The sequence below is a fragment of the uncultured Ruegeria sp. genome, assembly GCF_947489545.1.
In the GTDB taxonomy this organism is placed as follows: domain Bacteria; phylum Pseudomonadota; class Alphaproteobacteria; order Rhodobacterales; family Rhodobacteraceae; genus Ruegeria.
Genome location: NZ_CANLDZ010000028.1, coordinates 1 through 14559, shown reverse-complemented (window position 1 = coordinate 14559; position 14559 = coordinate 1). Strand labels below are relative to the sequence as shown.

General features: G+C 60.2%; 11 protein-coding genes. All 11 read left to right on the top strand.

Going from position 1 to position 14559, the window contains the following annotated elements:
• Positions 1 to 34: 34 nt before the first annotated feature.
• Positions 35 to 292 (top strand): hypothetical protein, encoded by a 258-nt coding sequence (locus tag Q1B13_RS24045; RefSeq protein ID WP_299085058.1) that lies wholly within the window; start codon positions 35 to 37, stop codon positions 290 to 292.
• A gap of 262 nt (positions 293 to 554) precedes the next feature.
• Positions 555 to 1469: a phage capsid protein gene (locus Q1B13_RS24040; RefSeq protein WP_299085060.1), complete on the top strand. Its 915-nt coding sequence runs from the start codon at positions 555 to 557 to the stop codon at positions 1467 to 1469.
• A gap of 75 nt (positions 1470 to 1544) precedes the next feature.
• Entirely contained in the window at positions 1545 to 2012 is a 468-nt protein-coding gene (locus tag Q1B13_RS24035; protein WP_299085063.1) for a hypothetical protein, read from the top strand.
• Between the two features lie 10 nt (positions 2013 to 2022).
• Positions 2023 to 2619 (top strand): hypothetical protein, encoded by a 597-nt coding sequence (locus Q1B13_RS24030; protein ID WP_299085066.1) that lies wholly within the window; start codon positions 2023 to 2025, stop codon positions 2617 to 2619.
• Positions 2619 to 4778, top strand: coding sequence for a hypothetical protein (locus Q1B13_RS24025; RefSeq protein WP_299085069.1), 2160 nt, complete (start codon positions 2619 to 2621; stop codon positions 4776 to 4778). The genes Q1B13_RS24030 and Q1B13_RS24025 overlap by 1 nt, the downstream gene beginning before the upstream one ends.
• Positions 4733 to 5251 (top strand): hypothetical protein, encoded by a 519-nt coding sequence (locus Q1B13_RS24020; protein ID WP_299800621.1) that lies wholly within the window; start codon positions 4733 to 4735, stop codon positions 5249 to 5251. Before Q1B13_RS24025 ends, Q1B13_RS24020 begins: the two co-directional genes overlap by 46 nt.
• Entirely contained in the window at positions 5251 to 7281 is a 2031-nt protein-coding gene (locus Q1B13_RS24015; RefSeq protein ID WP_299085075.1) for a hypothetical protein, read from the top strand. Before Q1B13_RS24020 ends, Q1B13_RS24015 begins: the two co-directional genes overlap by 1 nt.
• Positions 7278 to 10190: a hypothetical protein gene (locus Q1B13_RS24010; RefSeq protein ID WP_299085078.1), complete on the top strand. Its 2913-nt coding sequence runs from the start codon at positions 7278 to 7280 to the stop codon at positions 10188 to 10190. The genes Q1B13_RS24015 and Q1B13_RS24010 overlap by 4 nt, the downstream gene beginning before the upstream one ends.
• Positions 10174 to 10353 (top strand): hypothetical protein, encoded by a 180-nt coding sequence (locus Q1B13_RS24005; RefSeq protein ID WP_299085081.1) that lies wholly within the window; start codon positions 10174 to 10176, stop codon positions 10351 to 10353. Before Q1B13_RS24010 ends, Q1B13_RS24005 begins: the two co-directional genes overlap by 17 nt.
• A 256-nt stretch (positions 10354 to 10609) precedes the next feature.
• Positions 10610 to 13096, top strand: coding sequence for a hypothetical protein (locus tag Q1B13_RS24000; protein ID WP_299085084.1), 2487 nt, complete (start codon positions 10610 to 10612; stop codon positions 13094 to 13096).
• Positions 13097 to 13171: 75 nt separating this feature from the next.
• On the top strand, positions 13172 to 14559 hold a 1388-nt coding region (locus Q1B13_RS23995), incomplete at its 3' end, for a phage tail protein (RefSeq protein ID WP_299800618.1).

Sequence of the window (14559 nt, the reverse complement as noted above, 5' to 3'; positions counted from 1 at the left end):
GCTAGAAACGCAGCAACATATTGGGATACGGTTTATGCATGAGGCAACGGCTCTAAGGCTTGTGGGTTCTTCCGAACTGTCAGTCAACTCTGTGTTGGCCAAGGTTGATGCGGTGGTGCTGGGTTTGAATGGAGCGAATGTCATGGACCGCGCAAATGCACTGTGTGACGAGGTTGTGGCGTTGATTGAACAGGATGAGGACGGAGCGATCTTGCCCTGCATTGTGCTCCGCATCACCGACAAGCGTCTGCAATCCGCGTTTCTTGAAGCTATCGGCAACAGAATCATCTGATCCACTCCCAATCCCCCGACAGAGACCCGGCCTTGTGCCGGGTTTTTTCTTTGGAAAAGCTGGGTTGTTTTTTACTACTTTTTGTAGTTAAAAGGTTGTGCCGACTGCCCTGCCACGATCACCACAGTGTTCCAGCAGGCTCGGCAGACACCGGGAGAGACTGGACGCCGCACACCGCGTTCCGGTGTGAAGATAGGGTCTAGCATCAGCTGGCCGCCCCTGTCGCCGAACCCGATCAACGGCATTCAGGGAGTTATACAGGATGTCAGACAATTCAAAATATGAGGGCTACGCCGACGATTTTGTTGTTGGCTATGAACTGGCCCTGCAGCAAAAGAAGGCCCGTTTCCGCGACAAGGTGAAATGGGCGAAACCGGTCAAGGCTGACGGCGCCCAGGTTGTCGATCACATCCTGCCGTTTGAAGCCGAAGTTGGCGGCGATGATCTGGGCGATACCAAGTGGACGCATCCCAACATGATGCCCCGCTGGGCCTTCCCGATTTCAGTGCGGGTAACCGTTCCGGTCACCACCACCGACAAGCTGTCGATGCTGGCAGATCCGTCAAACGATCTGACGGCTTCGATCATCGCGGCACAGAACCGGGCGCTGGACGGCAAGATCGTTGTTCCGGCCTTCTTCCGCGACGTCGTGGGCGGCAAGGACAAGGACAAGGTGATCACCTTCGATCCGGCGCATGTAATCGACCAGAACGAAGGCGGTAACAACAGCGGTATCAACCGCACCAAGATCGATGCCGCGATCGAGATGTTCCACACTGCCGAGGTCGATCTTGACGAAGAGATGCCCTGGATGGCGGTCACGCCACGTCAGGAGCGTTTGATGCGCAACTTCCAAGAGGTCAAAAACAAAGACTTCGAGAAGATGGGCGGCGTGATCGAAAAAGGCCGCGTCACCCAGTTCCTGGGCATGCAGGTGTTCATCTCGACTCGTCTCAACAAGGTCAAGATTGGCAACATCAGCTTTGTCGAAATGCCGATCTGGGTTCAGTCAGGTGTCGCGGTGCAGCCCTGGCTGGAACCGACGGTCAAGATCAGCGAGCGGTCGGATAAGAACTACACCGTGCAGCTGTTCTGTGAGGCGCGTTACGGCGCGATCCGCACCGAAGAGGGCCGCGTGATCAAGGTTCTCTGCAACGAAGAAGCTTTGCCGGCCTAACTAGCTGCTTGCTTCGGGCATCACAACGAATGCCCGAAGCGCCCTTTCCTGAAACTGTGAAAAAGGAACAGTCCAATGGCTGTAGTAAACAATCTCGCGGCACTGATGCCGGATCTCAACGCAGCAAAGCCGAGCAAAGCGCCGGTCACCATCAACCACGGTGTCTTGCGCACGTCCTGCTTTGTTGCAGCCGTTACGGCGGGTGACAGCCCGGAATCCACGTATGAGGTGGCGCGCCTGCCATCGCACGCGCGGATCCACAACCTGTCAAAACTCCATTCGACCGGCATTACCGGCCTGACCGATGTGGATCTGGGCGTGTCCGACAATCCCGATTGTCTCGCGGATGGGGTGAACCTGACCGCAACAGCAACGTCTGACGCCGCACCGGCAATCACGCCGGCGTTGATCAGCGAACCGCTGTGGAAGCTGGCCGGGCTAGCGAAAGACCCACAAAAGGAAATGTCGGTCTTTCTGATGCTGAAGACGGCCGCAACCGCGGACGGCAGCGTTGCCGTCGATCTGGTCTACATCACCGAGTGAGGCCGGGCGCATGGCAAGTTCTGAGGTAGAAATCGCATCGGCGGCGCTAGTGCATCTGGGGCGGGACTCGATCACAACCTTTGACGATACGACCCGCACCAATGCCAGGCTTTTGAAGTCCCGGTATCCTAGGTTGCGCAACAAGCTTTTGCGGACCTACCCTTGGAACTTTGCCATGCGCTTTGCCAGCCTGCCTGGCGAAGCACTGGAGACACCGGTTTTCGGTTACTCCCACAAATGCATCTTGCCGGCCGGGGGCGCCCTGCCCTACTGCGAAAAACTCTGGAAAGTTGAACCGGACATCAAGCGCCAGGTGGTCGGGCGTGAGGTCTATATTGCAGCGACCCCACCAATTTCAATCAGCTACGTTGCCCGGATCGAGGACGGCAGCCAGTTTGACCCCATCTTTGCCGAAATGCTGGCAATTGATATCGCACTGTCCCTAATCAACAAACTTGGCACTGACGAAATCAAACGCCGCCGGCGCGACCTGCGCTCGGAACGTAAGGAGCTACGTCGTGACGCGCGCTTGGCCGATGCCATGGAAAACTCGCCGCCCAAAACTGAGGACCGGGGCAGCTGGGCGGCTGCGCGAAGGCCGCGCTGATGGGAATGCGCGTTGCCAAGAGGTCGCTGGCCGGGGGCGAAATCAACGAAGACCTGTGGTATTCGTCGGACATCCTGCAGGTCGTCAACGGTGCGGCCGAGATCCGCAACTTCATCGTGCGGCCGCAAGGCGGCATCGAGCGCATACCCGGCACCGAATTCATAGCAAAGGCCAAAACAAACGGCGCAATCCGGCTGGGTACGTTCAAGGCGTCGCGCGCGGCGTCCTACCTTGTCGAGTACCAGGATCAGATCGCGCGTGTGCGCAAGGCGGATGACGCGGCGGCGTTTGAGGAGGTTGCGACGCCTTACGTCGATGATGACCTGATTTTTCTGCAGATGGCGCAATCCAATGATGTGCAGTGGATTTTCTCGGGCAAACGGGTGAAGGAACTGCAGCGCAGCGAGCAGTCGCCGGGGGTATTCTCTTTCGATCTGGTCGATGCCGCCGTTCGAAACGGGCCATTTCTGGACCAGAACTTTGACACGAGCCTCACCATCACCGCGTCAGCCGTTAGCGGGGGAGGAATTACGCTGACGGCCAGCAGGGCACTATTCCAGGCCGGGCATGTCGGGGCGTATTTCAAAATCCAGGAAGATGACTTTTCGCAGACAGGAAGGTGGGCTGCAGGCGAGGCCGTATCTGTGAACGATACGGCGCGTTATAACGGCAACGTGTATCGCTGCACCAGGGGTGGCACAACCACGGGCAACCCGCCGGGCCATTTGGAAGGCCGGCAGGCCGACAGCGTTAAATCCAATGCGGTTGTCTGGCAATACCTGCATTCCGGTTATGGGATCGTCCGGATTACGAGCTTCACCAATAGCACAACCGTTACTGCAAACGTGGTGCTCCGGCTTCCCGAGCGGGCGCTATCCGGTGTGTCCAAATGGTCCGAGGGCGCCTGGTCAGATGTGAACGGATACCCGCTGGCAGGGGCGCTTTACAAGCGCGCGCTGTGGGCGGGCGGATCTGCAAAACAACCATCTGTCATCTGGAAATCTGCGAATGACGGCTTCGATGATTGGGAACTCGGCGTGAAGGACGACAGCGCCCTTGCGCGTGGTCTTTACGGCGAGGAATCAAGCGCCGTGCGTTGGCTCACGCCCGCAAAAGTTCTTGCGATTGGCACCGACGGGCCAGAATGGCTTGCCCGCCCCGATCAGTCTGGTGATGTGGCGCGCGTGAACAATCTGATCACGGAGACCGCCACCAACCAAGGCACGAGTGAAATCCCCGGGATCGCGGTTAACGGCTCAATCATTTTCGTGGATGCTAGCCTGACCGAACTGCGCGGCATGACTTATGATTTCCGCAAGGATGACTGGGACGAGAAACACTATTCGCTGTTTGCGAGCCACATTCTGGGCCAAGGCGTGGTGCAGATGGTGTTTCAGCGCCGCCCCTGGCCGGTGTTCTGGTGTCTGCTGGCGAATGGGCGTTTGGGCGGGCTCACCTTTGTGCCTGAGCAAAACGTGCTGGCGTGGCATCAGCACAATATGGGTGGGTTTGTGCGCAGTATAGCCTTGTCGCCGGTTGATGGCGGCAAACGGGAAACACTGTTCCTGGCTGTGGACCGCACCGTCGATGGGGTAACCGAAGTCCATATTGAACGCATGTTCGACCGGTTCCGGCCGGAACGCGGCCAGAGCATCAAAGACGCGCGCTATCTGTTTGGTGCAAAGGTTTTCAATGAGGCGGCACCAACGGGGGTGTTTTCTGGTCTGGAGCATCTTGAAGGCCAACAGGTGATTGCCCTGGTCGATGGAAGAAGCCACCCGCCGATCACTGTGACGGGCGGGCAGGTCACGCTGAATTTCCCGGGACAGCACGTTGTGATTGGCCGCGCCTACACCAGCAGCTTCAAGCTTCTGCCGTTTGACCTTGGTATTCGAGAAGACTTCCAGACGTCCCGGGATCCGAGCATTCGAGATGTTGCGATTGCGTTCCGGGCCTCGCTGGGTGGTGAGGTCGTGATGGACGGTAAGTCCGAGGCGGTCTGGCGGCTGGGGGACAGTCCCTTGGATCAGGCGCCTGAACTGCGATCGGGCCCTGAACAGGTAGATCCTCCGTCTTCTGAGGGTTCTCAGCTGGAATACAGAAACTCAACGGCATGGCCCGTGCACGTGACGGGCATTTTCCCAGAATACGAGATATGAACATGGGCTTTGCAGCACCCCTAGCTATGGTAGCCGGAACGGTAATATCAACGATCGGGGCCTTCAAGGCCGCGGACAGTATGGAAGACGCGGCGGCGTTTAACACGCATGTGCAAAACACGCAGGCGCGCCAGATTGAGCGGCAAGCCACGGCGGATGTGGCAAGCCATCGGCGGGACTTCGAGAAATTCCGCGGGGCCCTGACGTCGGATCTCGCCGCATATGGCGGGTCGGCATCGAGCGGCACCGGGTTGTTGCTGGCGCAGGAAGCAGCGCGCCAGGCCAAGCTTGATGAGCTTAACATCATCACACAAGGGCAGAACCGGGCCAACATGACCCGGGTTGGCGCTCAGATCGGCGAACACGAGGCATCGATCGGGGCCTATCAGCGCCGCATGGGTGGTCTGGGGACTGCAATGGAAGGCTTCAGCCGCGCTGCGGTCATGGCCGCAGACCTGGGGGCCATGCAGTAATGACGATCCGCGATTATCGGGCAACAACACGCGCACCTGGCCCAGCTGGTACGCCTCAAATCTCACTTAAGCGTGCCGGGGACAACAGCGGCACCCAAGCCCTTGGGGCGGGCATTGCCAATGCCGGAGAAATTCTCGCGCGCGCCACGCAAGAGCGCGAAATGAACGACGCGCGGCTGACCATGACCGAGGGCTTGGGCGAGATTAACCGCGAGTTGGCCGACGATACCGATTTTGCCACCATGCCCGACCGATACGAGGCGCGCCTGAAAGGTCTGCACAAGCAGGTCATGTCCGGGCTGAGGACAAACAGAACGCGATCCAGCATGGGGTTGGAGTTCGCGCGCGCCAAGGTGGCGGCTGAGGCCAATGTATTTAGGCGGCGGGACGCTTTAGAGGGTTCGCACGCGCGCGCCACGCTCGGCCGGACGTTGCGGGCTGCGGCAAACTACATTCCGACCGCTGGCAGTCCGGAGGAAGCCGGGGAAACCTATGGTCGCGCGCAGGCGTCAATTGACAGCCTGTTGGAAGCTGGTCACATCACGGCCGAAGATGCGGAACGCTATCGCATAACGCTGGACCGCGATGTGTCCTTTGGCCTGGTCCTCAGCGACATCAACCAAGACCCGGCCATGGCGGCCGAAAAGCTTTCAGAGCCCGGCGCATACGGTTTGGACGAAGTTGACCGGCAAAGGCAGCTTTCCGTCGCACAGCGTGCGGCTGATCAGCAAGACAAGGCAGTGCGCTCGAAGCTGGAAAAGCGCGTGGACACAGCGCGTGGTATTCTGGTGCGCGGCGGCGTGGTTGACCAGGAAGAGTTGAACGAGCTGCGCAACGACGTGCGGGGGTCGGATCTTGGAATTGCACTTGAGGGCGCTATTTCGGCCAGCCAGACCCTGGGCGGTTTCGCCCAGGCCACGCCAGAAGAACGCGCGGCCCATCTGGCAGCGGAACGCGAAAAAGGGATCAGCATCGATGACGCCACCATTGGCGGCGCACGGCTGACCACCTTGGAGCAAATCGACCAAGCGGCCAATCAGGCGCTGGCGAAGGACCCGATCGCGTTTGCCGTTGAACAACGGTTCGAAGGAGCCGGTCAGCTTGACCTGGGGGATCAGAACAGCATCAACGACCGCTTGGCGCTGGGTGAGCTGTTGATGGATGAATACGGCGCGCCCGGCCGGTTCTTCACCAATGATGAGAAATCCTATTACGCGGATCTTCTGGCCGAGGGATCAGATCAGGATCAGCTTGCCTTTGTGGCCAGCGTGATTGCCGGTCTGGGTCCGGCTGCAGGCGCGGCGTTCAGAGAGTTGGACGGCATAGATCCAACCATTCGTCACGCGGGCCAGCTGGTGATTGAGACAGGCAACACGGATGTTGCGGCCATCATCCTGAAAGGTCACCGCGCACAGAATTCCGGCGAGGAATTGCGCGTGCCGCGAGAAGATGCGCTGGCAGTGTTTGAGGAAGAACTGGACGGCGTATTGGGTGCCGTCGGCGGTCGGCGTGAAGAAATGGTTGCCGCAACCAAAGCCTATTATGCTGCCATGGCACCTGGTCGCGTGGCTCAGGACGACGTGCGGGCGCAAACGTCCTTGCTGCGCGAGGCCGCGCAGAAGGTCATGGGGCAGGTCACGTTCAACGGGCGGACCTTTGGCGGCGTCCAGCCGGTCAATGGGCGCAATACCCGCCTGCCGTCAACGCTGGACGCGGACAGCACCGAGCGTCTTTTGACAGAGGCTACGCCCGAGCATTGGGCGGCGGGATCGATCAGCGGCAACGGGCCGCATGAGGGCGATGATCTGGTGCTCCCGGACGATGCTGTTCTGCAATGGGTTAACGGTTCGATCTATCGCGTTGGGGTGCCATCCCGTCGGGGTGGCATCGAATACTATCAGGATCCGCGCCTCGATAACGGGTTCTTCTATGTCGATCTGAACAAGATGGCCGAGGCGTTCTTGAGAAATCCGCCTGACCGCAAAGACCCGCCCGTGTTGGGGCAGTTGCGCGAAGGTGCGTTGCAATGACCGACGAGCCGCTTATCCCCAATCCTGAAGGTCTGGTTGCGGGTGATGTGCTGCGCCCGGGTCCAGATGTCACAAGCCGTCAGATTGCCGGTGCAGGAGCCACTCAGGAAGCCATTGAGACCGATTATTGGTTTCTGACGGATCGCCAGTTCACCGGCTATCGCAATGATGCATATGCTGTGGCGAAAGAACTTGGTTTTGGTATTCCGGATCCGGACATTGCGTTTCAGCCAGCGGTGACACAAGAGCAGATAGATCTGCAAAACTCTATCCTGCAAAGCCATGAGGCCAATATCTATGATGCCATCCTGCAAGCGCGCGAACGGCACCCCGAAGCTTTCGAGGGTAAGCCCGTCACGCACGCTGAAATTATGGCACAGGTCAACGGTGAACTCAGAGCCGAGTATGACGAAGCTCAAAGGGTTCTGGACCTTGCACCGGATACGTTCTTTGGCCGGATGGTGCCCGAGTTTCTGGGCCGGATGGGCACTGCGGCCACCGATGAAATCAACGCACCGCTGACGATTGCAACGCTGGGGCTGGGAACGCAGGCCAGCCTGGGCCGGATCATGTTGATGGAATCGGGCCTGTCGATCCTGGGCGAAGCGGGCACCCTGCCCGATCAGTTTGAAATGGCCGAGCGGCTTGATTTGCCCGCCCCGAATGTACCGGCACAGCTGGCCCTTGCTGGCGCAGCCGGTGCTGCTTTTCCGGCTGCGATCCGAGGTGGTGGCAAGGTGCTGCAACTGGGTGGTCGGGCCGTTGATTACACCAACAGCCGCATTGTTTCGCGTCTGCGCAAGCGCGCGTCGGATCTGACGCCAGAGCAGCGCGCCGCAGTGGATCGTATGGAAGCGCAGATTGCAGAGCAGGATGTTGGACCGTCATCGCGTGCGGCTGAACAGCTCCGCGAAACCGACGCAGCTATCCAGGACATCGATGCCGGGCTTCCCCCTGCGACTGACGTGCCAACTCCCGATACCGCGCGCGTTGAGCGGCTGACCACACCGCCGAAGGATGCGGGCCCGCGCCCGGAAGCCCCCGCCCCTGCCCGCGCGCCGGATCCCGATGTGCAGCTGAGCCTTGAGGCCAGTCTTGGCGGTCTGATCCGAGACAGCGAGGCGCGCGGCGGCTATGACACACCCAGCGATTTCACGGTGATTGCCTCTGAAAAGCCGCTGACCCAGATGACGCTGGACGAGGTAGACGCCTGGCAAACCGCAAACAGGTCAGCCGGCGCGGAAAGCACGGCGGCGGGTGGATACCAGATTATCCGCAAAACTCTGCGCAGCCTGCGCGCGGAACTAGGCCTGACCGGCTCCGAGATCTTCGACGAAAACCTGCAGGACCGGCTTGGAATGGCGCTGATGGAGCGCCGCGGCCTCTCTTCGTTTCGGGCGGGAGACATTACCATCGATCAGTTTGCCGACAATCTGGCACAGGAATGGGCAGCGTTGCCGTTGGCGGGCGGTAAATCGTTCCATGCCGGCGACGGGCTGAACAAGGCAACCATCGATCGCGACACAGTTCTAAGCGTGCTGAGCGGCCAAACCTATGAAAGCGACGGGCGCCCGCCCCCTGTCATGACGCGGGTTGCCTCAGCTGGTGTCCGCGCGGATCCGCACACATACCAGTTCCGCTCCAATGTGGATGAGCGCGGTGTAGGCAATCCGCTGTCTCGCGTAACGGAATGGGACGAGCTCTTGGCGGGTGATTTCATCATTCATGAGCGTTTCGATGGCACCCGTTATGTGGCCGACGGCCACCACCGGCTTGATCTGGCGGGACGCCTGCAGGCCAGCGGTCACGCGCCCATTGATTTCAACGCCTTTGTTCTGCGCGAGGCCGACGGCTACAGCATCGAGCATGTGCGCGCCATTGCTGCGGTCAAGAACATCGAGGCCGGCAACGCCTCGGCAGTGGATGCCGCCAAGGTTCTGCGTCTGGATCCCGAAATGCTGGCGAAGCTCACGCTGCGGTCTTCGATGGCGCGGGATGCGCGCGGCCTGATGCGCCTGTCTGATGACAGTTTCGACATGGTGACCAACCGTCTGATCGACGAACCCCACGCGGCCTTTGTCGGCGAGCTCACCGATGATTTCGACATGCAGGACGCGATCATGCGCACGCTGATTCAGGCCAAGCCCCGGACGCAGACCGAAGCCCGCCAGATTGCACAGGACGCCTATCGGGCTGGTCTCGCCCTGCGGGACGCCAACGCGCAGGACAGCCTGTTTGGTGACGATTTCGATCTGCAGCAAACGTTGTTCAAAGAGCGGGCTGCAGTGTTGGCCCGGGCCTTGTCGCAGCTGCGCCAGGATAAACGGGTTTTCGCAACACTGGTCAAAGAGCAGGACAGGATTAAGGAGGCTGGCAATGCCCTCACGACGCAAACAAACCAAGCGCGGCTCACGACAGACGAAACAGCGCTCGCCCTCATCGAAAAGCTCGTCAACCGGGCCGGACCGCTCGACGACGCCCTCAACGCCGCAGCCGGCAAAGCCCAGCGAGGCGGCATCCAGTTCGGCGTCAGAGATTTCCTCGGGATTGTCCGAGACGCAATTGAGGGAGGCAATCTCCGTCGGCTCTTGGATGGCGCAGATGGAGGCAACCCGGACACTCCAGCGCCGCATGGTCTTGCGAATGAAAGCGCTGGACCAGGAGGCAGCGAAGCGGGGCGTTTAGCGGACGCCTTTGACGATCCGGCGTCGGACGCGCCAGCCGTGCGCAACCAGACAGAGGCAGCACAGAACGATATTCTGGCCGGCCTCGATGCCGGCGAGGATCTGCAGATACCGACTGGGCGTGAGGTGAACGGAGAGGCCGAGCTGGTGTCTATCCGCGATGTGCTGAGCGACCACAAAGAGGATGAGGAATTCTTGGAGATGTTGGATGCCTGTAAATCCTGATGGTTTGACCGGTGAAATCCTGCCGCCTGCATCGGAAAAAACAATTCCGGCTGTTCTGCTATGTGAAGGCTGCGGGCGTCTGGTCGTGAATGAAACGGTCTGGGTCACGGAAGATGGCGAGCTTTGGTGCGGCGGCTGCAAGGATTTGGATGACACAATCTAGCAATACAGAATGCTAGATTTCTGCAAAGCAAAATGAAGGAGACATCATGTCAGCTATCATTCTCGCAACTTGCTACACGCTCTATGCAGTCGGTGTTTACCGTTCGGCCCTGAGAGGCGGGTGGAAGCCAGGGACCACGTTTAGGCAACGCTGGCGGTGCCGTATCAGACTTGCACGGACCGCTGCGATTTGGCCGTACGTGCTCGGATACAACCTTACCCAACCCAGAGTTCTCAAATTCTTCTGAGGGGACGCTATGAGCTTGTTTGATTGCCTCACCAACGCAGCTGAGGGCGAACCGCAGTTCCGCGATCGCGCCGAAGAAGCACAGCGACTGTTCAATCGCCTGCGCGATGACTACGAGCCGCGCATTGGTCCGGATGCGGCCAACGCGCAAGCCGCCGAAGACGTCAAGCAGATCATGCGCGGGCGATCCGAGCGCAAAAGGCGGCTGGACCTGTTGCGCATTCAGGCCGCCCGCCGCAATGCCCAGCTGATGGCCCAGCACCGCACATTGAACGGTCAAGCCAATCAGGCGGCCGCGCTGCGGATCTTCATCACCGGGGATGAAACCAGCCCGATTCAGGGGATCGATCCTTTGGCCAAGACCCTGCGCGGGTTCTACCACTCGGAAATGGATCAGGTGCTTTCCAATTTCGGGCGCAACCTGTTGGGCAACGTGCGCAACAAGGCGCGCCTGGCAAACGTGGTCAACGAACTGTTCGGAAAGAAGTCCGGCGACACGTCCGCCGGAGAGTTGGCCGAGGCCGTGCGGAGCGTCCTCGATCGGGCGCGGCGGGATTTCAACGCGGCGGGCGGTGACATCGGCAAGATCGAGAATTATGGCTTGCCGATGCACCACAGTGCCGAGAAGATCCGCGCGGCCGATTTCGAGCCTTGGCGCGATCAGATTTGGGAAGACCTGGACTGGACCCGAATCATCGACTTTGACACAGACCAGCCCTTTGCAATCGGAGGAAGCCGGCCACCGAAAGGCGGGCGGGCTGAGGCTTTTCTTCAGGAAGTGTTTGACAGCATCACCACCGACGGCTGGTCAAAGCGTGAGGCGTCGTTTCACGAGCGCGGCCTGTCTGTTGCGAATTCGCGCAACGCATCCCGTGTGCTGCACTTCCGCGACGGTGAGGCGTGGATGCGCTACAACGACGCTTACGGGGCAGAAGACCCCTTTACGAACATTGTGACCACACTGGACGGCTACGCGCGCGACACAGCGGCCATGCGCGTGCTGGGGCCCAATCCGCAGGCCGGGCTGACCTTCCTGTCCCAAACGGCCATGAAAGCCGCTCAGGAGACGCCCTGGGACACGCCTTCCGCCTCTGTTAGCCAGGTCAGCCGGGCCGCACGCAAAGCCCGGGCCATGCTGGATCTGCACAGCGGGGCCGCGCAGGCGCCCGTCAATGGCTGGCTTGGCGAGTTCCTTGCCGGCACGCGCGCGGTTCTGGTGTCCGCTCAGTTGGGATCGGCCGCGGTGTCGGCCGTGACGGATGTAGGTTTTCAGGGGGCCGCAGCGCGAAAGATCGGAATGGACTTTGGCGGCGTGATGTCGCGCCTGGGCAAAGAGCTGGCCGGAGATCCCGCTAACGCAATCCGCAAAGGTCTGGTTGCAGACCAGCTGGCCAATGTCGGCGCAGGTCAGGCGCGGTTCATGGGCGAAGCCTTCACGCCAGAGCGCGCAGCGCGCTTGTCGGATTTTGTCATGCGGGCCTCTGGCCTGACCAAATGGACCGAGGCCGGCCGTCATGCGTTCCAGTTGGAGTTCATGGGCTATCTTGCGGATCAATCCCGGTTCAGCTGGGACGCCATGTCCCCTCCCCTGCGCACCGTGTTGGAGCGGCGCGGGTTCACGGCGGCCGAATGGGACGTGATCCGACGCGCGGATCTGCACGACGAAGGCGGCGCAACCTTCATGGTCCCGCATGAAATGCGCTATCGCACCGACATACCGGAAGACCAGGCAGAGGATTTGGCGTTCCGCCTCATGTCCGTGATCCACGAACAAACGGAATTTGCGGTGCCGTCGGCGTCTCTCGAAGGTCAGGCGCTGGCGCTCGATCAGACCCGGCCGGGAACGCTGATCGGCGAACTGGCGCGTTCCGGCTTCATGTACAAGACCTTTGGCGCATCGGTGCTGTTCAACCAGACACGACGACTGATGTCCTTTGATGGCCCCTATTCGCGGTTCGCATATGGCACGGCCATGATGGCGATCGTCACGGCCATGGGCGCGGTCAGCCTGCAGATGAAAGAAATCCTGAAGGGCCGGGATCCGCGCCCGATGAACGACGCGAAGTTCCTTGGCGCGGCAATCCTTCAGGGTGGCGGCTTCGGGATATTCGGCGACTTCCTGTCATCTGAGGCCAACCGATTTGGCGGCGGCATTGAATCGACGCTGGCTGGTCCCGTTGCCGGTGCGGCGGGCGATGTGATCTCGCTGGGTATCTCCGGCGTTAAAGCCGCTGCTGGGCAGGATGACCATTTCGGACGAAAGACGGTGAACTTCCTGCGCTACAACACGCCGGTGACAGGCATCTGGTATTGGAAAAACGCCTTTCAGCGCGGCCTGTTCGACAACCTGCAACGACTGGCGGATCCCGAAGCCGAGCGCGCCTGGCGACAAGCGGAACGCCGGCGCATCCAGAACTACGGGAATGCTTCATTCTGGGGGCCTGGTGACTGGTTGCCCAGTCGCGCGCCTGATTTCCGGAACGCGATTTCCCAATAAGCTTGCCCGATTGGGGTATCATGGTGTATTTCACTACCATACACTACTATTGGTAGTGGAAAGTAGTGAGGTCGCATGACGCTAGAAACCGATGACTTTATTGTCACCCATGACGGGGATGGAGTCACAGTCCTGTTTCCCTACGACAAGCCTTTCGACGCGCCGGAGGATCTGCGCGCGCTGATCTTGCGAGTGGACGGAACCCTGTTCGCACCGACGCTCAACGCAACCGGTGATAGCGGCGGCGGCACCGTCGAGATTACCAGTGGCGCGCCGGCTGTTGGCGAAAAGGTCACGCTCTACCGGGACACTGCGTTGCTGCAGCTAGTGGATTACAGCAGCGGTGATTTCCCCTCCGAATTACACGAGAGGCTGGCGGACCGGATGACCATGGTCGCCCAGGAGCGAAAGGCACAGGAACGCCGGTCGCTTCGGTTTAGTCCGCTGACGCCTGAGTTTGGCGAGATTGCACCGATTCAGGACGGCACCGCCTTAATGTGGAAAGATGGAACCGTGAAGGGTGGCCCCACCGCATCTGAGATTGCCCAGGCGCAGGGGTACGCCGAGGACGCGCTTCAAGCTAGAAACGTCGCAACTGCAGCTAGAGAGACCGCAACCGAACAGGCTGGGGTGGCAAAGGATCAAGCCCAAGCGGCCACGGATCAAGCCCAAGCTGCCGCCACAAGTGCCTCGGAGGCCGCCGGTAAGGTACCGCTGGGTACGGTCATGTGGTTTACAGCCCCGATCCCTCCGGCCGGCTGGCTGGCCGTCGACGGTTCGGCGGTCACGCCGCTATATCCTGACCTGCGCGCTCTGCTGATTGACGATGGTAGTCGTTGGGGAACGGATGCAAACGGCGATCCCTACCTACCGAATTTGCTGGCCGAATTTATCCGGGGATGGGATGGAGGCCGCGGTGTGGACGCTGGCCGAGAGTTCGGCTCATGGCAGGAAGACGCCCTGCAGGGCCACGGACATACTGTCAGGGGTGGTAACGTGTCATCGCCGTCTACCCCTAACGTCAGTTATCGCGGCAATCAGGGGGCGTTTGACGTCCCTACCAATGGTTATACTGACGATGGTGTGAACGGCACCCCGCGCATCGAGGCTGAAACCCGACCTCGAAGTGTGGCTCTGCTACCGTGCATCAAGGCGTTTGGAGTTGTAACGGTCGAAGGCATGGCTGATCTGTCGGAGCTGCTAAACGCAATTGCGACACCGGAAGCGGCCCGCGCCGGCGTCGGCGGCACCGATCTGATGACGCCGGAGCTAACAGCGGCGGCTATTGAGGCACAGACAGAGTTACCCATCGCAGTCTACGACCTGGCCGGACTGACATTCCTGGATTTCAACCAATTCGATGCGGGCAAATACAGTTCGTATGAATTTGTCTTTGAAAATGCCTTGCCCGAACTTAGTGGGGAAACTCTGCGCGCGAGAACTTCAAACGACGGTGGTATCAG

Coding starts and splice junctions, on each gene's coding strand:
- Q1B13_RS24005 (WP_299085081.1), top strand. CDS start 10,174: ATGCCTGTAAATCCTGATGGTTTGACCGGTGAAATCCTGCCGCCTGCA.
- Q1B13_RS24020 (WP_299800621.1), top strand. CDS start 4,733: ATGGCCCGTGCACGTGACGGGCATTTTCCCAGAATACGAGATATGAAC.
- Q1B13_RS24040 (WP_299085060.1), top strand. CDS start 555: ATGTCAGACAATTCAAAATATGAGGGCTACGCCGACGATTTTGTTGTT.
- Q1B13_RS24030 (WP_299085066.1), top strand. CDS start 2,023: ATGGCAAGTTCTGAGGTAGAAATCGCATCGGCGGCGCTAGTGCATCTG.
- Q1B13_RS24045 (WP_299085058.1), top strand. CDS start 35: ATGCATGAGGCAACGGCTCTAAGGCTTGTGGGTTCTTCCGAACTGTCA.
- Q1B13_RS24035 (WP_299085063.1), top strand. CDS start 1,545: ATGGCTGTAGTAAACAATCTCGCGGCACTGATGCCGGATCTCAACGCA.
- Q1B13_RS24000 (WP_299085084.1), top strand. CDS start 10,610: ATGAGCTTGTTTGATTGCCTCACCAACGCAGCTGAGGGCGAACCGCAG.
- Q1B13_RS24025 (WP_299085069.1), top strand. CDS start 2,619: ATGGGAATGCGCGTTGCCAAGAGGTCGCTGGCCGGGGGCGAAATCAAC.
- Q1B13_RS24010 (WP_299085078.1), top strand. CDS start 7,278: ATGACCGACGAGCCGCTTATCCCCAATCCTGAAGGTCTGGTTGCGGGT.
- Q1B13_RS24015 (WP_299085075.1), top strand. CDS start 5,251: ATGACGATCCGCGATTATCGGGCAACAACACGCGCACCTGGCCCAGCT.